The organism is Hydrogenophilus hirschii (genome assembly GCF_054656675.1).
In genome coordinates this window covers 150,119-174,344 of record NZ_BAAHXQ010000003.1, presented here as the reverse complement: position 1 = coordinate 174,344, position 24,226 = coordinate 150,119, and the positions used below count along the sequence as shown (strand labels likewise).

The following is a 24,226-nucleotide window of genomic DNA, read 5'->3' as shown; positions in this document are numbered from 1 at the left end:
GGAGTCGATGAAATGAAAACGTTCGTTACCGTTGCGGTTTTGTTCCTCAGCGCTGGGCTTGCTTCGGCGCACGATCCCAGTCAGCATCACTCTGGTGCGAATCGAGCAGAACCGGATTGTTCGATGATGCAGCAAATGCACTCCGGGAGTGACCGTGACGACCCAGTGGTGCAGGCGATGATCGCACGTTGTGCGGAGATGATGAAAGAGGAGCATAGGAAGATGATGATGCCGCATGGGATGCAAGGAGCGATGCCGCAAAATGGGATGATGGATGGCGAGATAACGCAACCGCATGGTCACCAATGAGGGGGGGAGTGATGCAGCGCTGCTTGCGTGGGTTCGGTTTCGCACTCGTCGTGGTGGCTGTGGTGGCAGGATGGGTGCTCTACTCTGGCAGGGTATCGGTGGCGGCCGATGAGCCCCATGCTCAGTGGCTCTACCACCTGCTGGAGTGGGTGCGGGAACGCTCGATCGCACAGGCTTCACGTACGATCGAGGTACCCAAGGATCTCGATGCACCCCAGCGGTTGCTGGCGGGGGGAGCCGATTACGATGCGATGTGTGTCGGTTGTCACCTTGCGCCTGGTATCGCGGAAAGCGACTTCACGTTGGGACTCTATCCAACCCCTCCCAAATTGACGGAACCCCGAGCAACCTTGCAGGGTCTGAGCGAGGAAGCAGCAGCGCGACGGGATTTTTGGATCATCAAACACGGAATCAAGGCATCTGGTATGCCAGCGTGGGGAAAAACGCACGATGACGAACGGATTTGGAACATGGTGGCTTTCCTCAAACGGTTGCCGGATCTCAATGAGAATCAATATCGAATTTTGACCAATCGTCAAGGAGACCGATGATGATACGGCGTGTCTTTATGGGTTTGGCGCTTTCCTTTCTTGCTACTTCTTCTTTCGCTTCCGGGAAAGAGTTTGCTGAGGAGTCGCCGCTCGTCAAGGTGTGGAAAAGCCCGTATTGCGGTTGCTGCAAAGAGTGGATTGCCCATATGCAGGCCAACGGGTTCCAGGTTCAAACGTTCGAAGTGGGCAATAGTGAGGTTCGGAGTCGTCTCGGTATGCCCATGCGTTATGGTTCGTGTCACACCGCCGTCGTTCAGGGTTATGTGATCGAGGGCCATGTTCCTGCTGCCGACGTCAAACGGCTGCTCGCGGAGAAGCCGAACGCGCTGGGTTTGGCGGTTCCGGGGATGGTGATCGGTTCTCCGGGGATGGATGGTCCGGCGTATGAGGGACGCAAGGACCCTTACGACGTCCTTTTGATCCAGCGCAATGGCGAAGCAGAGGTCTATCACGCGTATCGTTGATCTTGGCGTAGTGTAGCGTGGTTCGCGTGCGGTAGCGCTCCTTGGTTTTTGTTTTCCTGGTATAATTCGCGATTTTGATCGGTCTCGGGGAAAGAAGATGAAGCGCACCTATCAACCTTCCAAAGTTCGCCGTAAGCGGACCCATGGTTTTCTGGTCCGGATGCGAAGCCGCGGCGGTCGTTCCGTGATCCGCGCCCGCCGCGCCAAAGGGCGTAAGCGCCTCGCCGTATGAGTGCGCCAGGCGCGCGTTTTCCGCGTGCCGCGCGTCTGACGAAACCGTCCCACTTTGCCGCGGTCTTCGCTGCGCGGCAGAAATTGTGCGGACGGTTTTTTTGTGTGCATTGGCGGGAAAACGGTTTGCCACATGCCCGTCTGGGCTTGGTGGTGGCAAAGCGCGTGGCGAAGCGAGCGGTGCGTCGTAATTGGTTGAAGCGGCAAATTCGGGAAATTTTCCGTGTGTGGCCGGGTCGATCGGTCGGGGTCGATCTGGTGGTTCGTGTGACGCGGCCTACCCATGACGCGACGCGGCGGATGTTGCGTGCGGAACTCGAGGTGTTGTTCGTGCGCTTGCTGATGCGGTTGCTGCACTCGGAACCCGCGGCACGCCCCAGTACGGTCGATTCCCGTGGATAAGGGTTTGCGTCGATGAATCCGCTTGCGCGGGTGTTGGTCGTGTTGGTGCGTGGTTACCAGTACCTCATCAGCCCCTGGTTGGGGCAAAATTGCCGCTTTACACCCACCTGTTCGCAATATCTCATCGAAGCGGTCGAGCGTCATGGTGTGGTGCGCGGGTTGTGGTTGGGTGTGAAACGTGTGGGCCGCTGCCACCCGTGGCATCCCGGCGGTGATGATCCGGTCCCGTAACGAAAGGAAAGCTGCACGATGGAACAACGGCGTTTGATTTTGTTGGTGGTGTTTCTTTTTTCTTTGTTCATGCTGTGGGAAGGGTGGGTGCGTCAAAACACCCCAGTGCCCCCGCCTGCTCCTGCTGCGTCACCGGCAGCGTCGCCTTCCGCGACCCGTGACGAGGTGCCGGTTACCGAGTCGCAGCAGATCGCAAGCGATGCCAAAGCGCTACGTTCTTCTGATGCACTCCCTGCCAAAACCTTGCGGGTGGAGACCGATCGCTATCTGGTCGAGATTTCGGAGCAAGGTGGAGATATCGTTTTTCTGGCGCTGAAAGACCACCGCGATCGTGAACGCCAAGATCAACCGTTCATCCTCTTCGAGGATGGCCGTCTGAAGCATACTTATCGGGTGCAGTCTGGTGTGGTAGGAGATGGGATGCCCAACCACCACAGCCGTTGGCAATTGCCCGCTGAAGCGATGCATTTGCAGGAGGGGCAATCGGCTTTGACCGTGACATTGACTGCTTCGACTGCCGACGGGCGCACGGTTCGGAAGACTTTGCGCTTCGCGCGTGGCTCCTATTTGATCGACGTCCGTCACGAGATCGACGGTGGCGGCCCTCTGACCACCTACTATCACTTCTTGCGTGACGATAAACCCGCCGAAGAGCAGCAAGTTTTCGGCGTACATACGTATACGGGTCCCGCGATCTATACCGAAGCGACGAAGTACCGGAAGATCGATTTCAAAGCGATCGCGGAAGGCAAAGCGGAATATCCGAGCCAAGCGCAGGATGGGTGGCTCGCGATGATCCAGCACTATTTCGTCGCCGCTTGGTTACCGCCCGAGGGTGTCGCACGGGAATACTATCTCCGCCGCCTATCGAATGGACTCTATCAAGCCGGTGTGCTCTTGACCGGGGACGGTACCACTTCGACCCGGCTCTATGCCGGGCCGCAGGATCAGAAGGTGTTGGGCAGCATCGCGCCCGGTTTCGATCTGGTGGTCGATTACGGCTGGTTGACGTTCATTGCTGCGCCCCTTTTCTGGGTATTGTCGTGGCTACACGGTCTTACGGGCAACTGGGGGTGGGCGATCATCCTGGTGACGGTACTGATCAAGGCCCTCTTCTATCCCCTGTCCGCAGCGAGTTATCGGTCGATGGCCAAGATGCGGTTGGTGATGCCGCGGTTGCAGAAGATCAAGGAGGCGTATGGGGACGACAAGGTTCGGCTGCAGCAGGAGATGATGCGCCTCTATCAAGAGGAGAAAATCAACCCATTGGGTGGCTGCTTGCCGATCTTGGTCCAGATTCCGGTGTTCATCGCGCTCTATTGGGTACTGCTCGCGAGTGTCGAGATGCGTCACGCGCCGTGGCTCGGGTGGGTGACCGACCTCTCTTCGCGCGACCCCTACTTTATTCTGCCGCTCTTGATGGGAGCGACGATGTTCATCCAAATGCGGCTCAACCCGCAACCGGCAGATCCGTTACAGGCGAAATTGATGATGGGGATGCCGATCGTCTTTACTTTCATGTTCCTCTGGTTCCCGTCCGGGTTGGTGCTCTACTGGTTGACCAACAACCTGCTTTCGATTGCGCAACAGTGGTGGATCAACCGCCAGCTGGAGCGGATGGGGTTAGGCCACAAAGCGATCAAAGCGGCCAACGATTAGGTTTCACGTGAAACCCGTTTCCGATACGATCGCAGCAGTTGCGACGCCACCGGGCCGCGGTGCGGTGGCGATCATCCGCATCTCGGGGCCCGACGCGCATCGCATCGGGTGTGTGCTGGCAGGAAAAACCGAATTGCCCGCGCGCCGCCCGGTTCGCGCATGGCTCACCGATCAGGATGGGTCGCTGCTCGACGATGGGCTGCTGCTCTTTTTTCCCGAACCGAATTCGTTTACCGGCGAATCGGTGGTGGAGATCCACGGTCACGGGGGGCCGGTCGTCGTCGATGCGGTGCTTTCCCGTGTTTTGTCGTTGGGTGCGCGGTTGGCGCGGCCTGGCGAATTCAGCGAACGCGCTTTTCTCAATGGCAAAATCGATCTGGCGCAAGCCGAATCGATCGCCGATTTGATCGACGCGACGCATCGCGCAGCGGCGCGTGCTGCTGCGCAAGGGTTGCAGGGGGCTTTTTCGCACGCGGTCGCGGCGCTCGATCGTCAACTGACCGAACTCCGAGTCTGGGTGGAAGCGGCGATCGATTTCGTCGACGAAGCGATCGATTTCATCGCCGAAGGGGATGTCGCGGCGCGGATCACAGCGGTACGGCAAGCGCTCGCCCATTGGCTCGAAGTAGGCCGCCAAGGTTTGCTGCTGCGTCACGGTGTCCGGGTGGCGGTCGTCGGAGCGCCGAACGTCGGCAAGTCGTCGTTGCTCAACGCGCTCGTTGGTGAGGAGCGGGCGATCGTCACGGAGATACCGGGAACGACGCGGGATGTGATCCGGGAATCGATCGATCTCGACGGCCTTCTGGTCCATCTCCTGGATACCGCGGGCGTCCGAGAAACCGACGATCCGGTAGAACGGATCGGGGTCGAGCGCAGTTGGCAGGCAATCGCAGGCGCCGATCTGATCTTATGGATTCGCGCACCCGATATCGACGACCGCGCGTTGGCCGAGGCGTTGCAGGAACGCGGCATTGCGCCGCAAGCGATCCTCGAGGTGTGGAACAAAGCGGATCGGTTCCCGGAACGTGTCGCTGAGACTGCGGTATGGATCTCGGCCAAGACGGGATCGGGGTTGGACCGTTTGCGCGCCACCATTCGCGATCGGGTAGGATTTCGCGGTGTCGAGGAATCGGTTTGGCTGGCACGCGAACGGCATTTAGAGGCGTTGCGCCGAGCCGACCACCATTTGGCGCAGGCGCTTTCCATGCTCGTCCAATGGGAGTTTTTGGCGGAGGAGCTCCGCTTGGCGCACGATGCGCTGGGGGAAATTACCGGACGTATCGACGCCGACGCGCTTCTGGGTGTGATCTTTTCGCAATTTTGCATCGGGAAGTGAGGGATCGAATTGGATGCGTGGGATTGGCTCACGTGGCTTGCGATGGGGGTCGCCGCATTCGCTGCTGGGAGCATCGATGCCGCGGTCGGCGGCGGCGGTCTGATCCAGGTTCCGGCGCTCCTACTGGGATTTCCCAATCAACCCCTCCCCAATCTTTTTGGAACCAACAAAATCGCGTCGGTTTTCGGTACCTCGGTTGCCGCATTTCGCTATTTGCGGCGTGTTGCGATCCCGGTGACGCTCCTTACCGGTGTCGTGATCGCAGCGGCGGTAGGGTCTGTGTTAGGCGCTTCCGCCGTGACGCTGCTTCCTCAGGCATGGGTCAAGCCGATCGTCCTTTTTTTGCTCATCGCGGTGACGGTCTACACCCTGCTGCGCAAAGAGATGGGGTTGGTAGCGCGGGCGCATCCTTTGACGACGCGTGAGCGCTGGTATGCATTCGGCTGGTCTGCGGTAATTGGCGCGTACGATGGTTTTCTTGGCCCGGGGACAGGGAGTTTTTTGATCTTTGCGTTCATCCGCTTTCTTCGTTTCAATTTCGTTCAAGCTTCCGCATTGGCAAAAGTCGGTAACGTTGCGACCAACGTTGCGGCAATCGCATTTTTTTCCTGGCAGGCGCAGCCCATTTGGCTCTTGGGAATGTGGATGGCGTTTTGTAACGTGGCTGGGTCACTGTTCGGAACGTGGTTTGCGTTCCGATTCGGGGCGCTGTGGTTGCGTCGACTCTTTTTGGGCGTCGTTTCTTTGACGATACTGCGCTTATCGTACGAATGGGTGATACAATAGCCGGTTTCATTTTATCCGGATGGGGGACTTGCGATGAATGGACTTCATCTGATCGCCGATCTTTATGTCTGCCGTTGTGATCCCAAGTTGCTCAAAGAACGGGCGCAGTTGCAAACGTTGTGCGTGGACGCCTGTAAAGAAGCAGGCCTTACGGTGCTCGGCGACTATTTCTTTCAATTCACCTATGACAATGGTGAACCGGCAGGCGTGACGGGAACGGTGGTGCTCGCAGAATCGCATTTGGCGATTCATACCTGGCCGGAAGATCGCAATGTCACCCTGGATGTTTATGTGTGCAATTATTCGCGTGACAATTCAGCGCTTGCAAAGGCGGTTTATGACCGTTTGATCGAAGTCTTTGCGCCGGTTGAGACCGTTGGGCATCGTGTGGTTCGGGGACACATCGAAATGCCGCCGACGGAGGGTGTGTAGATGGCATTGCAACGGTTTTGGGAAAAGTTATCCGATGTCACCGGCTACTATTACGATCTGGAATTGATCGAATCTGGCCAAAGTCGCTACCAATCCTTTGAAGTCGGCATCTCTCCGCTCTATGGCCGCATGTTCCGCTTGGACGGATGTGCGATGACCTCTGAAGCCGACGAGTTCATCTACCACGAAAACCTCATCCACATACCGGCATTGGCGCATCCGGAACCGCGTCGCGCATTGATCATCGGCGGTGGGGATGGCGGGTCTGCCGAGGAGCTTTTGAAATACCCCTCGATAGAAGCGATCGATCTGGTCGAGCTCGATGAAAAAGTCATCGAATTGGCGAAAAAGTATTTTCACGCGATCCATCGTGGCGCACTCGATCATCCCAAAGTATCGGTTCGGATCGAAGATGGGTTGCAGTTCGTTGCGGAAGCGGCCCAATCCGGCCGACGCGATTACGATCTGATCGTGCTCGATCTCACCGACCCGGTGGGACCGGCCGAAGCACTTTACCAGGAACCCTTTTTCCAGCAGTGCGCCCTACTTTTGGGAGAGAACGGCTTATTGTCGTTGCACATCGGTTCGCCCGATCATTTGCCAGAGCGTATTAAAACTTTGGTGGCCCGTTTGCGGCGGGTCTTTCGTTATGTCTATCCCCATTTCCACTACATTCCGCTCTACGGCGCGCTCTGGGGAATTGCCGCGGCATCGAACGGAACCGATTGTGCGGTGATGACGCCGGAACGGATCGATGAGCGGATCACAACACGGGGGATTACGGACCTGCGCTATCTCGATGGGGAAAATTATCGTGCGCGGGGAATTTTGCCCCGATATGTTCGTGACTTGATCGCCTAGAAAGGTTTCACGTGAAACACAAGGCGCACTCAGCGGGCCATTATGCTGCACCAGAAACGCTCGCGGGTGCGCTCGATTGTGCGAGCGCGATCGTCGCCGCCGTGATCCGAGGGGAAAGTGCCACCGCGGCGTGGCAACGGATGGTCGCGCACAACCCTCAGGCCCCAGGATGGGCGAGGGTACAGGATTTTGCATGGAGTACCTTGCGTGATTACGGCTGGGGCGATGCCGTACTGGCGGCATTGAGTCGCAGACCTATCGATCGCACTGTGCGGCCACTTCTCTTGGTTGCGCTCACCGAATTGCGCAAAGGTCGTGTGCCGGTTCATGCGCTGATCCATGAAGCGGTTGCGGTTGCAAAAAAACGACGCACCGCCGCCTCAGGCTTCGTGAATGCACTCCTCAGGCGCTATGATCGCGAGCGCGCCCAGTGGGCACCCGAAGCTTGGGGTGCACGGAGCGATCAGGCAATCGCGGCGCATTGGCGGCACCCTCGATGGTGGGTCGAAAAAATCCAATTTGCCCACCCAAGTGTCTGGCAGACGGTGTTGCATCAGGGAAATACCCATCCGCCGATGGGATTGCGCGTCCGTAGCAGCGAAAAACGGAGGGAGGTTATCGCACGACTGCGGGAAGCGGGGATCGCAGCGGAACCGTTTGATCCGTTACCCGGCGCGATTTGGTTGCCAGAACCCGTTGCGGAAACGAAACTGCCCGAACCGGTGAGGAACGAGGTGGTGATCCAGGATATCGGAGCGCAATGGGCGGCACCGTTATTGGCGGTACGCCCAGGGGAACGGGTGTTGGACGCGTGCGCGGCGCCAGGCGGAAAAGCGCTCCACCTGCTCGACAGCGCGGCGATCGATTTGACCCTAGTCGAAAAAGAGAAAAACCGGTACCGCGCGATGCTCGCGCGCTTTCCGGAATTGAGTGAGCGCGCACAAGCGATCGTGGGCGATGCCCGCGAACCGCACGCATGGTGGGACGGGCGACCGTTCGACGCGATATTGCTCGATGCGCCGTGTTCCGGTTCGGGTGTCGTGCGCCGCCATCCCGATATCAAATGGTTACGGCGGGTAAGCGATCTCGAGACGTTCCGCACGGTGCAGCAAGCACTTCTGACTGCACTGTGGCCTTTGCTCCGACCCGGAGGCCGACTGCTCTATGTCACCTGTTCCGTGTTCGCCGAAGAAAACGAAAGGGTCATTGCAAAGTTTCTGAACAACCACAACGACGCTAAGCGGGTTCCCACCGAAGGGGTTGACGGGTACTATTTGCCCACCGAGCAGCACGATGGCTTTTACTATGCGCGTATCGAGAAGGTTGCCGAATCGTAAGCGCCGGCGTGTCGTGGCGGCGCTCATCGGTGGCGCAGGGAGTTTGTGGCTGCAAACCGGCAGGCGCACGCTCGCAGCCCAACCCGAAAACGAGCAAAAATTCGTGACGATCACGCACGCGGCGCTACGCGAAGCCGAAGGTTGGTGGGTGCTCGATGCCAAACTCACGTGGGCAGAGTTACCCGCAATTTGGCGGTCGCTGTTGGAAAAAGGGGTGAAGTTTCCTTTTGCGATCACGTTCCGCCTGCTTCAGGTACGATGGTGGTGGACGGATCAGGTTATTTGGGGGAAACGGTGGACTTTTCAACTGCAATACCGACCTGGAACGCGCATCTGGTGGCTGCAACACAACGGCAGCGTCGTTGCGCAGGGCAGTTGGCATGATGCGATCGCACCGGTGACCACCCTGCGCGGTTGGCGCCTGTTGGAACGCGATCGCTTGACACCGAATCCGGAACTCGAAGCCGAAGTCACGGTTTCGGTTGACGAACGGGAGCTCGGGCCGGTGTTACGGCTTCCCAGTGCGGAAAGCCGTGATCGCATCGATTGGGCGGGAACCCCGTACCGATGGCGACCCTGGGCGTAAATAGTGTGCGCGTTGCGGTCGGGTTTGCCGCGGCGATCTTCGTCATCCTGCTGGCCGCTTCGGCCAGTTTGGAAACGGTTCTGTTCGCTCAAGCGTTTCCCTATTTGCTCGGGCTTGCGGCGATCGCGGTCGCCGCGTTATTGACGATTGCACTCCGGCAGGGGGTCCATCTGTGGCGCCAGGTTCGCATGGGTCGGTTTGGCTCGCGACTGCGTGCAAAACTCACGGGCATCCTGCTCATGATGGCGCTTTTCCCTACCTTGGTCTTGTACGGCGTCACGGTCTTTTTCGTCGTGCGCGCGATCGACGCGTGGTTCGACGTCCGGGTGGAGCGTGCCCTCGATGCCGCTGGGCAGCTTGCCCGGCACGCGATCGATACCCAAGTGGCGCGTCTATTGGCAGAGGCGCAATGGCTCCAGAGCGAATGGGTCGCAAACGCGCACAGCATCCAAGGCGCGACTTTGGAGCAGTGGCGGCAAAAGATGGGGCTCGATGGCTTACTGATTTTGACGGGTAAAGGGGTCGTCCAAGGTTTTGCTGGCGAAGATCCACAATGGGTGCAGCAAGAAGCGGGCACTCCAGCCGAATGGCAATTGGCGAAACTGCAAGAAACCAGCCATCGCGTCGTCGAAACCGAGGAGAGTTCTTGGGTAAGGGTCGTGGTGTGGATCCCGCAAACGATCGAACAAGAGAGCGCCTTTATGGTGTTACTGCGCCGGGTGCCCACGTCGATTCGCACTGCGATCGACGAAGTCACGGAGGCACGCAGCGAATACGCGCAGATCACGCACGGTCGCGAGGCGTTGCAACGGCTCTATTTGGTGATCCTCTCCGTTGCGGTGGTAACCGCGTGGATTGCCGCCGCGATGATCGCGCTGCAGATTTCGCGCCATTTCATCACACCTTTGCTCGCGCTGGAAGAAGGCACGCGGGCGCTGGCAGAGGGGCGCTACGTCCCCGTGGCGGATCGTATTTCCAGCCAAGACGAGTTGGGTTGGGTCGTCCGCTCGTTCGATCGCATGAGCGAACAATTGGCAAAAGCGCAAGCCGAACAAGCACGGGCGCATGCCGAGGTGGAAGCCGCCCGCGCTTATCTGGAAACCGTGCTCGCCCATTTGACCACTGCAGTGCTGGTCTTCGATGAAACCCACCATTTGGTTCTCGCAAACGCGGCCGCGAAAGCGCTGCTCGGGGACGAAAGCACGACCCCGCTCAACGCCAACGATGCTTGGCGCGGAAATCCGGCATTGCGCGACCGCTTACAGGCAGTTATGGCGGTTGCGAGCGGCCCAGTTACCTTCGAATGGGTCGACGAGGATAAGGGCAAAACCTTCGTGGTTCATGTGGCACCGCTCACAGAGGCCACCAGCGGATGGGTTGTGGTGATCGACGACGTCACAGACGTCGTCCTTGCACAACGCCTTGCGGCGTGGGGCGAAATCGCGCGGCGGCTCGCGCACGAGATCAAAAACCCCTTGACGCCGATTCGTCTTGCGGCGGAACGGCTGCGGTACAAATTGGCCGAGAAATTGCCCGAGAAAGAGCGCCAGCTCCTTGAGCGCGCCACGACAACGGTGATCGACCAAGTGGAAGCGATGACCGAAATGGTCAATGCGTTTCGCGATTATGCGAAAATGCCGAACGCAAAAAAAACGCGTGTCGATCTTGCCGAACTCATCCGGTCGCTTTTGGTGTTCTACGAAGAGGGCGGGATCCCCGTCGAATGCGTCGTAGAAGGCGAAGGACCGTGGGCGATCGAAGGGGATCCCAGGCAGCTGCGGCAGGTGCTGCACAACCTTCTGCAAAACGCGCAAGACGCTCTGGAGGGGATCGCCGACCCGAGAATCGTTGTCCGCTTGGTGCGTCAGAATGATCGCATCGAACTGAGCGTTCAGGACAACGGGATCGGTTTTCCCGAAGGGTATCAGCAAAAAGCGTTCGAACCCTACTACACCACGAAGCGCAAAGGGACTGGGTTGGGCTTGGCAGTAGTCAAGAAGATCGTCGACGATCACCATGCGGCGATCGTGCTGACGACACCGGCGGATGGCAAGGGTGCAGAAGTACGTCTGACATTTGCCGCAGCCGACCGTGAGGAAGGAGACGATGGCAAAAGTTCTGATCGTCGATGACGAAGTGGGGATCCGCGAATGGCTGAGCGAGATCCTGGAAGACGAAGGCTATCGCGTCGCAACGGCCGCAAATGGTTCGGAAGGGCGGCAGAAACTGGCGGAATTCGCTCCTGAGGCGATATTGCTCGATATCTGGATGCCCGATTGTGACGGGATTACCCTGTTGAAACAATGGCAGAGCGAAATGGGGAGCGCACTTCCGCCCGTGATCATGATCTCCGGACATGCCACGATCGAGACCGCGGTCGAGGCAACACACCACGGTGCGTTCGGCTTTCTGGAAAAACCGATTTCGATGCAAAAATTGCTCGACGTGCTGAAAAAGGCGATCGAGCGCTATCGGGCACAACCGAAAGCAGAGACTCCACTCACGGTATCGCGGGTACCGCGACCACTTGCCCCCGTAATCGACGCGCTCAACGCGAAATTGCAGCACGACCATGCGGCGCTTCTTCATTTTCCCGAGCCGTTTTACGAGCAGTGGCTGTTGCGCCACCTCGGAGAAGGGCGGCACACCGTATGGTTGACGACGGAAACCCCACCGCTCTCGGTGGACCAGGTGAAGCAGTGGCGCAGCCATTTGGTCTTCGCGAATTTGGGCGAACGCGCGAACCGGATGCTCGCGAAAAACCTGTCGTTCCTCTATCAGTACGCAGCGGTTCATCAGGTGCGGTTGATCGCGGCGATTCGCGCGTGGGACGCTTTCGCGCAGTGGCGTCCCTTGGTCGGTGAAAAATTGGCGCGGGTATGGGAAGACCCCATCGTCGTACCCAAACGGGACGAGTCGATCGCGCTCGGTACGCTCGTCCAGGAGGCCTTGGAAGCCGAACTGGGGCAACCGTTGGCATGGCCAGAGGAGGCGAAACGGACGATCGAACGGATCGCGCTCGATGCCGAATGGACACTCGACGGGTGGACCCAGGCGCTCTTGCCGTTGGCCACCGAAGATCGACTCGATCCTGCAGCGATCGAAAGGGCGCTTCAGCGAAACCAACCGGAGAACGTGAGTACGCTCTTTGCACTGCCACTCAAGGAGGCCCGGGAAGCGTTCGAGCGGCTCTACCTGGAACGGTTGTTGGCGCGCACCGATCTCCCCGTGCAGCGGCTCGCGGATCTGGCGGGATTGGAGCGCACCCACTTCTACCGCAAGCTCCGCCAGTTGGGCCTCTCGCTGCGCCGGAAAGAGGAGGACGACGCGTGAACGTGATCATCTTGGGGGCCGGTCAGGTCGGCAGCACGGTGGCGGAGCATCTGGCGAGCGAAGAGAACGACATCACGATGATCGACGTCGACGCCAGCCGCTTGGCGGAGGTCGCAAACCGCATCGAGATGCGCACTTTGGTCGGGAACGCCGCGTCCCCCAGTCTGCTGGAACAGGCGGGCGCGCGCGATTGCGATCTGCTCGTCGCGGTGACGCAATCGGATCAGACCAACCTCTGTGCGTCTCTGATCGCAAAACGGCTCTTCAACGTCCCGCGCAGTATCGTCCGAGTGCGCGCCGCCGACTACACCGCGTTCCAAGAACTCCTGGGCGAAGAGGCTTTTGCGGTCGATTTCGCGATCTGCCCAGAACAGATCGTCTGCGAATACATCGTCCGCCTGGTGAACCACCCAGGGGTGCTGCAGCTGCTCGATTTCGCAAACGGCGCCGTCCAGCTTGCCGCGGTGCGTGCCGAACGGGGCGGAAAGCTCGTTGGCCACCCGATCAAACCGTTGCGCTACCACCTTCCCAACGTCGAAATGCGGGTCGCTGCGATCTACCGCCACGGGGTGCCGATCATTCCAGAAGGAGATACGGTGATCCATCCCGGCGACGAACTCTTTTTCTTGGCAAGCGCGGGACAAATCCCGGCGCTGCTTCGCGAACTGCGGCCGGCGGAGCGGCGCGGTTCGCGCGTGATGATCGCGGGGGGCGGCAATATCGGAATGCGGCTCGCGAAGCTGCTCGAACGCGACTACCGCGTGAAATTGATCGAATATAACAAGCAGCGCGCGCAGCAGCTGGCTGTCGAGCTCACCGATACCTTGGTGCTCGCGGGGGACGCCACCGACGAACATCTGCTCGACCGCGAAGGGATCGAAGAGGTCGATCACTTCCTCGCGGTGACCAACGACGACGAAGACAACATCATGGGGGCTGCGCTCGCCAAGCGGTTGGGCGCGAAAAAGACGTTGGCGATCATCAACCGCTCCGCGTACGTCGATCTGGTGCAAGGCGAAACGATCGACATCGCGATTTCGCCGGCGCTGGTGACGATCGGTGCGCTCCTCAAACACGTGCGGCGCGGTGACGTGGCCGCAGTCCACCGCTTACGGCGCGGTGCCGCGGAGGCGATCGAAATCGTCGTTCATGGCAACGCGCAGACGTCGAAAGTGGTGGGGCGGCGGATCGACCAAATTCGCTGGCCGCCGGGGGTGACGGTTGCGGCGATCGTCCGCGAAGAAACGGTCTCGGACGACGAAGAGGCTACCCCCACGCGGAAACAGAAACGGGTGGTGATGGCCCACCACGACACGGTGATCGAAGAGGGAGATCACGTGATCCTCTTTTGTACGCAACGGCGGCGCGTGCGCGAGGTCGAAAAGCTTTTCGCCGTCGGGTTCGGCTTTTTCTGAATCGGGGGAGCGGCGACGATGCGACCCTGGGTTCCGGCGCTTCATGCGTACGCGTACATTCTGATGCTCTTTTCCCTGCTCTTTTTGGTTCCCACCGCGGTGTCGCTGTGGCGCGCCGACGGCAGCCACACGCTCTACGAAGAAGCGATGGCAGCGGCGTTCGCTGCTGGAGTACTTCTCTGGGCCGCGACGCGGCGGTATCGGCGCCCGCTGCGCCCCGCGGACGGCTTTTTGATCGTGGCGCTCACTTGGGTGGTTTCCCCCCTCTTCGCGGCGATCCCGCTCTACCTCTACCGACCCGAACTCGGCTACGTGCGCGCCTATTTCGAAGCGGTCTCGGGGCTGACAACGACCGGCGCCACGGTCTATTCCGGTTTGGACGATTTCCCCTTTTCCCTCAACCTCTGGCGCGCGTTCCTCCATTGGGTGGGCGGAATGGGGGTGGTCGTCCTGGCGGTGGCGATTCTCCCTTTGCTGGGGATCGGGGGGCGGCAGGTCTTTCAGGCCGAATCGCCCACGCCGTTGAAAGAGGAGTCGCTCACGCCGCGCGTTGCCGATACTGCAAAGGGCCTGTGGCTCACCTACGCGGGGATGACGCTCCTCTGTATGGGGGCGTTCTGGTACGGTGGGATGTCGATCGAGGATGCGGTGATCCACGCCTTTTCGGTGATGGGGCTCGGTGGCTTTTCCAGTCACGATGCGTCGTTTGGCTATTTCCATAGCCTTGCGCTCGAACTGATCGCGATCGCGTTCGCTACGCTTGCCGGATTCAACTGGGCGACCCACTATTTGGCGCTGGTGCGAAGGTCCACGAAACCCTATTGGCGCGACCCTGAATTGCCCTACTATTTGGGTGTGCTCGCGTTCAGTAGCCTCATGCTCGCCGCCTATTTGACCGTGAACGGCGCGTACGCCGATTTCTGGCGGGCGCTGCGCGACACCGCGTTTTACGTCGTCTCGATCGCCACGTCGCTGGGTTTGGCGACGACCGACTACACCCTCTGGCCGTTCTTCGCCCAATTGTGGCTGCTCTTCCTGAGCAGTTTCACCGCCTGTGCCGGGTCGACGGGCGGCGGGATCAAAATGATGCGTGCGATCATCCTCTACAAGCAGATCTACCGCGAGATCGTGCGCGCGCTCCACCCCAACGCCGTCGTTCCCGTGCGCTTACGCAAGACGATCATCGAAAACCGTGTCGTTTTCGCGGTTTTGGGTTTTTCCTTTCTCTACATGGTCTCGATCGTCTCGCTCACGCTGGTGCTCAGTGCCAGTGGCCTCGATATCGTCACGGCGTTTTCGGCGGTGGTGGCGTGCATCAACAACACAGGGCCGGGTTTGGGCGCTGTGGGGCCGGCTGCGAATTACGGCTGGTTGAACGAAGGGCAGACGTTGCTTTTGACCTTTACCATGGTGTTGGGGCGCCTTGAAATCTTCACCTTTCTGGTCGTCCTCACCCCAGCGTTCTGGCGACGGTAACGGGGTGCTGGCTGTGTTATCCTCGCGCACGGAACCGTATTGCCGAGAGACGACGTGAAAAACGACCGTTTGCTGCGCGCGTTGCTGCGCGAACCCGTCGACCGCACCCCGATCTGGCTCATGCGCCAAGCGGGGCGCTATCTGCCGGAATACCGACAAACTCGGGCACGTGCCGGGAGTTTTCTCGATTTGTGCCGCAATCCGGCGTTGTGCGTCGAGGTGACGTTACAGCCGATCGCGCGGTTCGGACTCGACGCCGCGATCCTCTTTTCCGATATCCTCACGGTCCCCGACGCGATGGGGTTGGGACTCTATTTCGCCGAAGGGGAAGGACCGAAATTCGAGCGACCGTTGCGGGAAGAGTGGGAGATCCGCAACCTGGCGGTACCCGACCCCGAGGTGGAGCTGCGGTACGTGCTCGACGCGGTGCGGGAGATCAAAGCGGCGCTCGCCGACGAGATTCCGCTGATCGGCTTTTCCGGAAGCCCGTGGACGCTCGCGTGCTACATGGTCGAAGGGGGCGCAAGCAGCGACTACCACACCATCAAAAAAATGCTCTATGCGCGCCCGGAGCTGCTTCATCGGATTTTGGTGGTCAACGCCGAAGCGGTGACGCAGTACCTCAACGCGCAGATCGCCGCCGGTGCGGACGCGGTGATGCTCTTCGACTCGTGGGGAGGCGTGCTTTCCGAACGCGCGTTTGCCGAGTTTTCGCTTGCCTACCTGGAACGGATCTGCGCGGGACTTACGCGCACCGCGCGCGGTCGGCGCGTGCCGGTGATCGTCTTCGTCAAAGGGGGTGGGTTGTGGCTGGAACGCATCGCCGCCTGCGGCGCCGACGCGGTGGGGCTCGATTGGACGATCGAGATCGGTCGAGCGCGGCAGTTGGTCGGTGACCGCGTCGCGCTGCAAGGGAACATGGATCCCGCGGTGTTGCTCGCTCCACCCGAGGCGGTGCGTCGCGAGGCGCGCGCGATCCTCGCCGCGTATGGCGAAGGCACCGGGCACGTCTTCAATCTGGGCCACGGGATCTCGCAACACACGCCGCCGGAGCATGTCGCGGTGCTCGTCGAGACGGTGCAACAGGAGAGTGCGCAGTACCACCCAACCGCATCACCGTGATCGGGTGCGCGGCAGCACGATGAGCGAACGCGTTGCCCGCGTGTTGGTGCCGCAAGCGGGGAAATGCCTCTTCGATTACCGCGTACCGGACATGCACCCGATGTACCGCGGGCAGCTCGTCCGGGTTCCGCTCGGGCGGCGGCGCGTCTTGGGTGTGGTTTGGGCGTGTGACCCGGAACCCGAGGTGCCGCCAGAGCGGCTCAAGCCGATCGCCGAATGGTGGGACGATTGGCCGCCGCTCGATCCGGTCTTGTTGGACCAGATCGCGTTCGCGAGCGATTACTATTTGAACCCGCTGGGCGAATATCTGGCGTTTGTACTGCCGCCCGCACTCAGACGGCGCAAACGCCAAGTGGCGCTCGCCGCGGTAACGGATGGAGCGGTGGGCGAACACGCGACCGGCGAAAGCACCGCTTCCCAGCGCCGTTCGGAGCCGGTCGTGACGACGCCGGGGCCACGTTTGACCGCGGCGCAAGCGCGCGCGTATGCACAGCTCACCGCCGGTCCCACGGGTTTCGACCCCGTGCTGCTTTTCGGTGTCACCGGTAGCGGAAAAACGGAGTGCTACCTCCGTCTGATCGCGGAGACGCTGGCGGCTGGGCGCCAAGCGCTCGTATTGGTACCAGAAATCGGGCTCGTTCCCCAGACCACAACGCGGGTGGTCGCCCGTTTTCCGGGAGCGAGGATCGGCGTCTGGCATTCGGACCTCAACGCGCGCGAACGGCAGCGCCTCTTCGCGGCGTTGGTGCAAGGCGCGGTGGACTGTTTGATCGGCACCCGTTCGGCGATCTTTGCGCCGATGCCGCGCTTGGGGCTCATCTTGGTCGACGAAGAGCACGACGCCAGTTACCGACAGTTCGAAGGGGCGCCCTATTCGGCGCGCGATCTTGCACTGTGGCGCGGCAAAGCGGCGCAGGTGCGCGTCGTCTTGGGGTCGGCGACGCCGTCGCTCGAACGCTGGTGGGACAGCGAACGGGGGCGGATCCGCCGGGTGACGCTTGCGGAGCGCGCCACTGGCGTGCCGCTGCCGACGATCGAACTGTTGCCCGTGACGCGGGAAGCACCGCGCACCGCGGGATTGGTGCCCGAGGCATGGGAGGCGCTCAAAGAGACCCTTGCGCGCGGGGAACAGGCGTTGCTCTTCCTCAATCGGCGTGGGTTTGCGCCGACCCTCTATTGCGCCCATTGTGGCTGGGTTCAGGAGTGCCGCCGCTGTTCGGTGCGCATGGTCTATCACCGCGTCGACAGCCGGATGCGCTGCCACCATTGCGGCTGGAGCATCGCGGTGCCCGAGGTCTGCCCCACGTGCGGCAACGGCGGGTTGTCGGTTGCCGGGCAGGGAACGCAACGGCTCGAAGCGGAGTTGCACGCCGCGTTCGCCGATCATGGTGTGGTGCGGATCGACCGCGACGCGTGCCAAACCGCTGCGGCGTTTGCTGCGCTGCGCAAGACGGTGGCGCGCGCCGACGCGAAGCTCTTGATCGGCACGCAGATGATCGCGAAAGGGCACGACTTCCCGGCGCTTTCGCTGGTGATCGTCGTCGGCGCCGATGCGGGGCTGCTTGCGGCCGAGACGCGGGCAACGGAGCGCTTGATGCAGCAGTTGCTGCAAGTTGCAGGGCGGGCCGGGCGAAGCGGGCAACCGGGTCGAGTGCTGGTGCAGACCCGTTACCCCGACCACCCCTTTTACCAGCAACTGGTCGCGCACGACTACGCGGCGTTCGCCAATACGTTACTGACTGAACGCAAACGGCTAGCGTTGCCGCCTTTCGTGCATCAAGCGTTGCTGCGCGCCGACGCGCCACGCCTCGAAGTGGCGCTCGAATTCCTCACTTCAGCGAAAGCGACCGGCGAGGCGATGCGGGAACAGCACGCGCACGGGCATGCGGTGCGCCTCTTGGACGTGGTGCCGCTCAGGATCGTCCGTTTGGCCGGGCGCGAACGGGCGCAGTTGGTGGTCGAATCGCCGAACCGCGCTGCGCTCCACACCTTTTTGCGGGCGTGGCGGGAACGGTTGCTGCAGTGGCCACAACGCCAAGGGTTGCGGTGGCGCTTGGAGGTGGATCCGCTCGATACGTAGCTCAGAGCCGAAAGCGCGCAAACGCCGCTTTGAGTTTCGTCACCCAACCATTGACTTCGCTGCTTGCGGTCGTGATTTCGTTCGCTGCATTCGAAGTTTGCTGCGCGGCGGTTTTGGCATTGTGCGCCGCTTGGTCGATCGTTTCGCTCAACCGTTCGACGTCGCTCGCGACCTGCAAAATGGAGCGCGCCCGCTCGAGCGTGCCGTGCGTGGCGCGTTCCACCTGCGCCATGAACCCCTGCAACGCGCCGATCCGTTCGCGGCTCGACTGCGTTTCGGCCAGGGTCGCGTCGAGCTGGGCTTCGATCGCTTGACCCTGCTGCGCCAGATTCGTGGTGATCGTGTCGATCTCGCCCGCAGCCACCGCGGACTGTTCGGAGAGTTTGCGCACTTCGTCGGCAACCACCGCAAAGCCCCGGCCCGCCTCACCGGCGCGCGCCGCTTCGATCGCGGCGTTCAAAGCCAAGAGGTTGGTCTGCTCGGCGATTTCCCGTACTTTGTCGGTAATGCGTCGGATCGCTGCCGATTCGGCGATGAAGCGGCGGCTGGCGGCGTTGACCCCGTCGAGTTGCGTGTTCATCGCTTCCAGCGTAGCCAGCGCCTGAGCAAGCGCGCCGGCCATCTGTTGCGCTTCGTCGAGGGTCTTTTGCGCGTCGGCAACGACTGCTTGCGCTTCGGTACGGGCGTTGCGGGCGGTGGCATCGAGCGCGTCCGCAGCGTCGACGATCGCGGTGACGTGGGTTTCACTCTGCCGAGCGCGGTCGGCAATGGCCTGTGCGTTGGCTTCGCTCACTTGCGCGGCGCGCGCCAGCGCTTCGAGTGCGGCATGGACGGTGGAGAGGCTTTCGCGCCATTTGCCGATCATCTCGTGCAGCGCGGTGACGATGCGGCGCGTTTCGTCGCGCTCGCGAACCGCGATCTGTGTGGTCAGGTCACCTTGGGCAAGTTGCTGCACACCGTTGGCGATGCGCGTGATGGTCGCGAGCAACGAGCGCCGAATGGCCAAAGTCATGAGCAAAACGACGAGCGATGCCGCGGCGATCGCAGCGGACAAAAGCGCAAGACTGCGCCATTTCGCCGCGCGGTAGCTTTCGACATGTTCGGCAAGGAGCGCATGCACCGACGCGCCGTAGCCCCAGACCCCATCGACCAACTGACTGGCTTCGTCATAGACTTCGAGCGGATCGCGCGCGAAGAAGCCGAATTTGATCGCGTCGAGGGTGGTGTCGAGCATCTCCCCTTGCTCTTGCAGATAGCTCAGTTGCGCGTCGAAGAGGTCGACCAGTTCGGTGACGCCGAAACTGCGCAAGCGGTTGTGGATGAACGCCAGATCTTTGATGCTTTTTGCCAAGGTATGGCGATGGCGGGTGAATTCCAACAGTGCCGGTTCGCCGAAGCGTTGCTCGACGAACGCGAGCGTGAGCAACCCGCGCAAGCGGATGCTTGCGTCGGTGAGCGGAAGGATATCGTTCAACCACGCCTGAGTCAGACTGCTGATCGTCGGGTCGGGAATGAACGCGAGTTGCGATTCGACCGCGATGTGGCGCATCGTTTCCAATAATCCGTCGACGAGCGGCGTCAGCATCTGGAAGCGATCGGCCGCATCGCGGGTCTTGATCTCCTGCCAGGAACGATCGAGCATTGCGATCTGTTCGGTCAAGGTTGGCGAAAGCGGGGCTTGCGTGGCAAGGGTGCGAAACGCGTTCCATTGGCTGTCGATTTCAGTCACGAGCGTCTGCGCGTTTTGGGTCGCGTGCTGGTGGAGTTCACTCTTGGGGTCCGCAGCGAGCGTAACCCCGGACCAGGTGCGTAGGATGGGCACCTGACGGTAGACGTCCCCCAGGCGCGTGAGCAACTCGAGTCCGGCAAATTGCCGCTGCGCCGTTTGCACGCTTTGCCAATCTTTCCACAAGGTCAATCCATTGGTGGTCGCAACCAGCAGCCCGCCGACGATGAGGATCGAAAGGAGTTTGGCGGAAATCGACAAATGACGCATGATGACGCTCCAACCGCGCGGACAGGTAAACACAGTATAGTCGAAGGCATGCTCTGTCTAACGGCAAAATTGCCGATTGCTTTAGCGTTTTATTTCGGCTTTTGGCCGCGGCAACCATCCCCGTGGTAAGATGACGAAAAATAGAAGGTGGTCGCGATGAGCAAAGCGACGTTGCAACTGACCTATACCTTGACGCTGGAACTTCCGGCGGCGCTCGAAACGGTCCCAGAGGCGGATCTGGCGAAAACGCTCGACGGTCTTCTGGGGAACGCCGTCCATCAAGGGTTGCGGACCGTTGTGGGGAAGCGCTTGGCCGGTGCGGGTGTTCGCGTCACGAAGCTGACGCACCAAGTGGCGTTGACCCGCCCCCGCCGCGCGGTCGGCACAACGATCCCGAAAGAGCGGCTCGTCGCCGCGGCGCCCCATCTCACCGACGTGGAGCTGGCCGACGTCGAAGCAAGCATCGGCAATCTCCCGTTCCTCGCCGAGGAGGAGCTGCACAAGCGGATTCGGGCGCGCGCGTTGAAGCGCGTGAACGAGGTGCGGTTGGTGCCGGTCAAAGTGGTTGCCGAAAAAAGTAACGGCGAGCGGTTCGAAGGGGCAGCGGCACTCAACATCACGCACGGTGCGCTCTTCTTTCCCGAGGAGTTGCGGTCGCTGCGTTTGAAAGCCAACGCGCCGGTTCAGATCTACCTTCCCGACGTGGAAACGCCATTGGTTGGCGTCTATCGGGGATCGACCCTGGGTGGTCCGGTCGTCGAAATCCCAATCGAAAAACTCGCGCCGTACCGCGATCAGTTGTTGGCCGCGTGGCAAGCGAACCAGAAAGCGTGATTCTTTTGTCTCAGGACGTTCGTGGCGTTCTCTGATTTTGTTCCCGATTCCGATCCGGATAGCCTCCCTGATCCGAAGCATTTGCCGCCAGAGACCCAAGCACTGTTGGCACGGTTGGCTACCGATCCGACGGTCGGGTTGAGTTGGGAAGAGGTCCGACGTCGTCAGCGTATCCATGGGCGCAATCTTTCGGCAGGGCTTCCTGTGGCGTCGCGTCCGGACCGCACAGGTCTGCCACGGTTCGCGCTGGCGTTTGCGTGTGTCGTGCTGGCGGTGGCTACAGCGATCGAGCAAGAAGCGACTGCGGTTGCCTGGGCCTGGTTGCTGGTGGGAGGAACCCTGTTGGCAGCCGGATGGGGCATGGCGCGCTGGGGGCGTTGCGCGGCGCGCCGACTGACGCGCGTTCCCTGGCATCTCTGGGTGTTACGCGAAGGGGTGTGGCACCGGGTTCCGGCCACCGATTTGGTCCCCGGCGATATTCTTTGGCTGACACCGGGCACCCTTTTTCCAGCGCAGTTACACCTATTGGCGGTCTCACCCGACTGGCAGACCGAACCGTGGCAACGCAGTACGCAGGTGGTTTCCGGACAGGCATGGGCGGTCGTGGTGCGTCCCAGCCGTATCGATCCCCGTGGTGTGGTCGCTCTGGAAGATGAAGCCGACAAAAGCGCTGGTTGGGTTTGGCCAGCCCTAGCGGTGGCCGGTTGGTCGGCGGTGTTGGTGGTGGGTGAAGCGCCACTTGCGATCTGGCTCCACCAACTGGCGGTGCTGGCGCTCGTTCTCTTCCCGTGGTTCGATTCCGAGGTGCGCTCCGGTTGGGCGATCGCTTCGCGGTTGCGCTTTGCGACGCGCGGTGTCTGGTTTCGGACGCCGCACGCCGTCACGGCGCTCGGTCGCGCGGTGCACATTACGGTGGCGCGCACCGCTTGGTTCGAGCAGTGGCGCGTCGCCGCATTACTGTTGCCGTTCGATACCGTGCGCTGTGACAAAGCGGCACCGTCACCCGAACACGACGCGCCAGAGAGACCGCATACCCCAGAACTCCAATTCTGGCGCGGGGCGCGGCGGGTACTCAATCCGTTGGCGGTCACGGGTATGGTGCCATTCGCCCAAGCGGTGCGGGTGACGTTGGCGCCAGGCCCGGGATGCGTCACGCTCCTGCCGACCGGGAACGATGCGGTTGCCGCTAGCCTGTGGCAGAGCACGTGTGCTTTGGTCGGCGACTCTGCGCGAGATCCCTTGACGCAGTGGCGCGTGGTGGCGCGGGAACGCAAACCGGAATGGGGGCTATTCGGGTGGCTGACACGCTGCGCGGACCGGCGGGGGCGGGTTTGGGTCGTGGCGACCGGCGAACCGGAAGCGCTGCGGGCAGCCGGGGTGACGCGTGCGGCGTGGCGCGGAGCGTTCGATTCCGACCAATGGTTCGCGCGCATCGAAGCGGCGCGGCACAACGGCGCGTGGGTGATCGGCGTTGCGCACGGAGTCAGCGCACCCGAGCGCGTGGATGCCAACGCGGAGATGCTGGCATGGCTGGGTGCGTGTGCGGTGGTGCCCGTCCCTGCCGGTTCGTTCGCTGCGGTGACGTCGGCGGTACCCAGTGAACCCGAGGGGGTGTGGCGGGTGCTTGCCGACGACGTACCGGCGACCACCCGCGCGGCGTGGTCGGCGCTGGGTTGGTGGCCTGGGGCGGCCGAGTCCGAGGTCTGTGATCCGCGCGTGCAGCAATTACCGCCGGGGGCACCGTGGGTCTTGTGCCAGACAACAGCACCGCGTGTCTCCCCGAACGCGGACCAGAACGATACCGCTCATCGCGTTTTGGTGCTGCTCGACGCCGATCGCTTCGACCAGGGTCCGCTGCCGGATGTGCGGGTAGCGAGGGGGTTGACGCAATTTGCCGCATTGCGCGCGGAAGTGCGCGCCCAGACGCAGCGCATGGCGCAATGGCAACGGCGACTGCAATGGCGTTGGGGGGTCGTCGGAGCGACGCTCGCGCTGTGGTTGACCGTTGGCCCCACGGCACCGGTTGCGGCGCTCCCGGCGTTGGGGCTCGTTTGGCTGCAGATTCAACCGTTCCTGCACATGCGCACCCGTGATAAGATAAAAATATCAGAAAATGCTGTTGCAGGAGGCGACGATGACGCAATCCGTGACGATCGACGCCAATGAAGCGAATTTCGAACCGACGGTCCTTGCCGAATCCCACCGTCGGTTGGTGGTCGTCGATTTTTGGGCACCTTGGTGCGGTCCGTGCCGGGTGCTGAAGCCGGTGTTGGAGCGGCTCGCCGCCGAATATGGGGGCCGTTTCCTGCTGGCGAAGGTCAATTCCGATGAGAACCCGACGTTGGCCGCGCGCTATGGGGTCCGCGGCATTCCCAATGTCAAGGCGCTGCGTGACGGCCAGGTGGTCGATGAATTCACTGGCGCACTTCCCGAGCTGGAGGTGCGCCGTTGGCTCGAACGGTTGCTGCCCTCGCCTGCTGAACCGAACTGGCGGCAAGCGGTTGCCGCGCGCGAGGCGGGCGACGCCGCAACCGCCGAGCGGCTCCTACTCGAGGGGCTTGCCGAAGACCCCGCGTTCGACCGGGCGCGGCTCGATCTTATTGCGCTACTCCTGGATCAGAAGCGCGTAGCGGAAGCAAGCGAACACTTTCGTGCGCTCCGTGAGCCGGACAGCGACGACGCGAAACGGCTCGAGGCGCGGTTGGCGTTACTTGCCGACGGTACCGCCGAATCTCTGGAAGCACTCGCAGCGCGGCACGTCACGGGGGAGGATTCTCAGGACGGT

The 24,226-nt window shown here is 61.4% G+C and carries 22 protein-coding genes and 1 pseudogene; 22 read left to right on the top strand and 1 reads right to left on the bottom strand.

Annotated elements, in window-relative coordinates; translation table 11 throughout:
* Positions 1-12 precede the first annotated feature (12 nt).
* The 19 genes from ACYQ4Z_RS09780 to priA all read left to right on the top strand — a co-directional run bounded on the left by ACYQ4Z_RS09780 (position 13) and on the right by priA (position 18,611).
* On the top strand, positions 13-309 hold the full coding sequence (locus tag ACYQ4Z_RS09780; protein ID WP_055424222.1) for a hypothetical protein: 297 nt from the start codon (positions 13-15) through the stop codon (positions 307-309).
* An 11-nt stretch (positions 310-320) separates the two neighbouring features.
* Complete coding sequence (locus tag ACYQ4Z_RS09775; RefSeq protein WP_219972629.1) at positions 321-860, top strand: c-type cytochrome; 540 nt, start codon at positions 321-323, stop codon at positions 858-860.
* Positions 861-877: 17 nt separating this feature from the next.
* Positions 878-1,324 carry a DUF411 domain-containing protein gene (locus tag ACYQ4Z_RS09770; RefSeq protein WP_346731653.1) on the top strand — a complete coding sequence of 149 codons (447 nt, stop codon included), beginning with the start codon at positions 878-880 and terminating at the stop codon, positions 1,322-1,324.
* 97 nt (positions 1,325-1,421) lie between these two features.
* Entirely contained in the window at positions 1,422-1,556 is a 135-nt protein-coding gene (rpmH, locus tag ACYQ4Z_RS09765; RefSeq protein ID WP_119335979.1) for a 50S ribosomal protein L34, read from the top strand.
* Positions 1,553-1,957 carry a ribonuclease P protein component gene (rnpA, locus tag ACYQ4Z_RS09760; RefSeq protein ID WP_459860902.1) on the top strand — a complete coding sequence of 135 codons (405 nt, stop codon included), beginning with the start codon at positions 1,553-1,555 and terminating at the stop codon, positions 1,955-1,957. Before rpmH ends, rnpA begins: the two co-directional genes overlap by 4 nt.
* A gap of 12 nt (positions 1,958-1,969) precedes the next feature.
* The gene (yidD, locus tag ACYQ4Z_RS09755) at positions 1,970-2,188 is read left to right on the top strand and encodes a membrane protein insertion efficiency factor YidD (protein ID WP_459860901.1); all 219 of its coding nucleotides are present in this window, start codon (positions 1,970-1,972) and stop codon (positions 2,186-2,188) included.
* 18 nt (positions 2,189-2,206) lie between these two features.
* Positions 2,207-3,847, top strand: coding sequence for a membrane protein insertase YidC (gene yidC / locus ACYQ4Z_RS09750; protein WP_459860899.1), 1,641 nt, complete (start codon positions 2,207-2,209; stop codon positions 3,845-3,847).
* A gap of 7 nt (positions 3,848-3,854) precedes the next feature.
* Positions 3,855-5,183 (top strand): tRNA uridine-5-carboxymethylaminomethyl(34) synthesis GTPase MnmE, encoded by a 1,329-nt coding sequence (gene mnmE, locus ACYQ4Z_RS09745; RefSeq protein ID WP_119335975.1) that lies wholly within the window; start codon positions 3,855-3,857, stop codon positions 5,181-5,183.
* Between the two features lie 9 nt (positions 5,184-5,192).
* Entirely contained in the window at positions 5,193-5,969 is a 777-nt protein-coding gene (locus tag ACYQ4Z_RS09740; RefSeq protein WP_459860898.1) for a sulfite exporter TauE/SafE family protein, read from the top strand.
* 33 nt (positions 5,970-6,002) lie between these two features.
* The gene (speD, locus tag ACYQ4Z_RS09735; RefSeq protein WP_459860896.1) at positions 6,003-6,401 is read left to right on the top strand and encodes an adenosylmethionine decarboxylase; all 399 of its coding nucleotides are present in this window, start codon (positions 6,003-6,005) and stop codon (positions 6,399-6,401) included.
* A complete protein-coding gene (speE, locus tag ACYQ4Z_RS09730) occupies positions 6,402-7,262 on the top strand; it encodes a polyamine aminopropyltransferase (protein WP_119335972.1) in 861 nt (286 codons plus the stop codon).
* Between the two features lie 11 nt (positions 7,263-7,273).
* On the top strand, positions 7,274-8,599 hold the full coding sequence (gene rsmB, locus ACYQ4Z_RS09725) for a 16S rRNA (cytosine(967)-C(5))-methyltransferase RsmB (RefSeq protein WP_459860894.1): 1,326 nt from the start codon (positions 7,274-7,276) through the stop codon (positions 8,597-8,599).
* Positions 8,586-9,185, top strand: coding sequence for a DUF4390 domain-containing protein (locus tag ACYQ4Z_RS09720; protein ID WP_219972635.1), 600 nt, complete (start codon positions 8,586-8,588; stop codon positions 9,183-9,185). The genes rsmB and ACYQ4Z_RS09720 overlap by 14 nt, the downstream gene beginning before the upstream one ends.
* Positions 9,167-11,317 (top strand): sensor histidine kinase, encoded by a 2,151-nt coding sequence (locus tag ACYQ4Z_RS09715; protein WP_459860892.1) that lies wholly within the window; start codon positions 9,167-9,169, stop codon positions 11,315-11,317. Before ACYQ4Z_RS09720 ends, ACYQ4Z_RS09715 begins: the two co-directional genes overlap by 19 nt.
* On the top strand, positions 11,292-12,518 hold the full coding sequence (locus ACYQ4Z_RS09710) for a sigma-54-dependent Fis family transcriptional regulator (RefSeq protein WP_459860890.1): 1,227 nt from the start codon (positions 11,292-11,294) through the stop codon (positions 12,516-12,518). Before ACYQ4Z_RS09715 ends, ACYQ4Z_RS09710 begins: the two co-directional genes overlap by 26 nt.
* Positions 12,515-13,933, top strand: a complete 1,419-nt coding sequence (gene trkA / locus ACYQ4Z_RS09705; RefSeq protein ID WP_459860888.1) for a Trk system potassium transporter TrkA — start codon at positions 12,515-12,517, stop codon at positions 13,931-13,933. The genes ACYQ4Z_RS09710 and trkA overlap by 4 nt, the downstream gene beginning before the upstream one ends.
* 18 nt (positions 13,934-13,951) lie before the next feature.
* Positions 13,952-15,409 (top strand): TrkH family potassium uptake protein, encoded by a 1,458-nt coding sequence (locus ACYQ4Z_RS09700; protein WP_459860887.1) that lies wholly within the window; start codon positions 13,952-13,954, stop codon positions 15,407-15,409.
* A 54-nt stretch (positions 15,410-15,463) separates the two neighbouring features.
* Positions 15,464-16,531, top strand: coding sequence for a uroporphyrinogen decarboxylase (gene hemE, locus ACYQ4Z_RS09695; protein WP_219972641.1), 1,068 nt, complete (start codon positions 15,464-15,466; stop codon positions 16,529-16,531).
* Positions 16,500-18,611 carry a replication restart helicase PriA gene (priA, locus tag ACYQ4Z_RS09690; protein ID WP_219972642.1) on the top strand — a complete coding sequence of 704 codons (2,112 nt, stop codon included), beginning with the start codon at positions 16,500-16,502 and terminating at the stop codon, positions 18,609-18,611. Before hemE ends, priA begins: the two co-directional genes overlap by 32 nt.
* 1 nt (position 18,612) lies before the next feature.
* On the opposite strand, the gene ACYQ4Z_RS09685 is transcribed toward priA, so the two are convergent.
* Positions 18,613-20,607: a methyl-accepting chemotaxis protein gene (locus tag ACYQ4Z_RS09685; protein ID WP_459860886.1), complete on the bottom strand. Its 1,995-nt coding sequence runs from the start codon at positions 20,605-20,607 to the stop codon at positions 18,613-18,615.
* A gap of 156 nt (positions 20,608-20,763) precedes the next feature.
* Here ACYQ4Z_RS09685 and ACYQ4Z_RS09680 point away from each other — a divergent pair, with 156 nt between their 5' ends.
* The 3 genes and pseudogenes from ACYQ4Z_RS09680 to ACYQ4Z_RS09670 form a co-directional block, all read left to right on the top strand.
* On the top strand, positions 20,764-21,441 hold the full coding sequence (locus ACYQ4Z_RS09680) for a hypothetical protein (RefSeq protein ID WP_219972644.1): 678 nt from the start codon (positions 20,764-20,766) through the stop codon (positions 21,439-21,441).
* Between the two features lie 21 nt (positions 21,442-21,462).
* On the top strand, positions 21,463-23,607 hold the full coding sequence (locus ACYQ4Z_RS09675) for a hypothetical protein (RefSeq protein WP_459860885.1): 2,145 nt from the start codon (positions 21,463-21,465) through the stop codon (positions 23,605-23,607).
* Positions 23,555-24,130: pseudogene (locus tag ACYQ4Z_RS09670) on the top strand (thioredoxin domain-containing protein); the annotation flags it as partial. The gene ACYQ4Z_RS09675 and the pseudogene ACYQ4Z_RS09670, both read left to right, overlap by 53 nt.
* Positions 24,131-24,226: the final 96 nt, after the last annotated feature.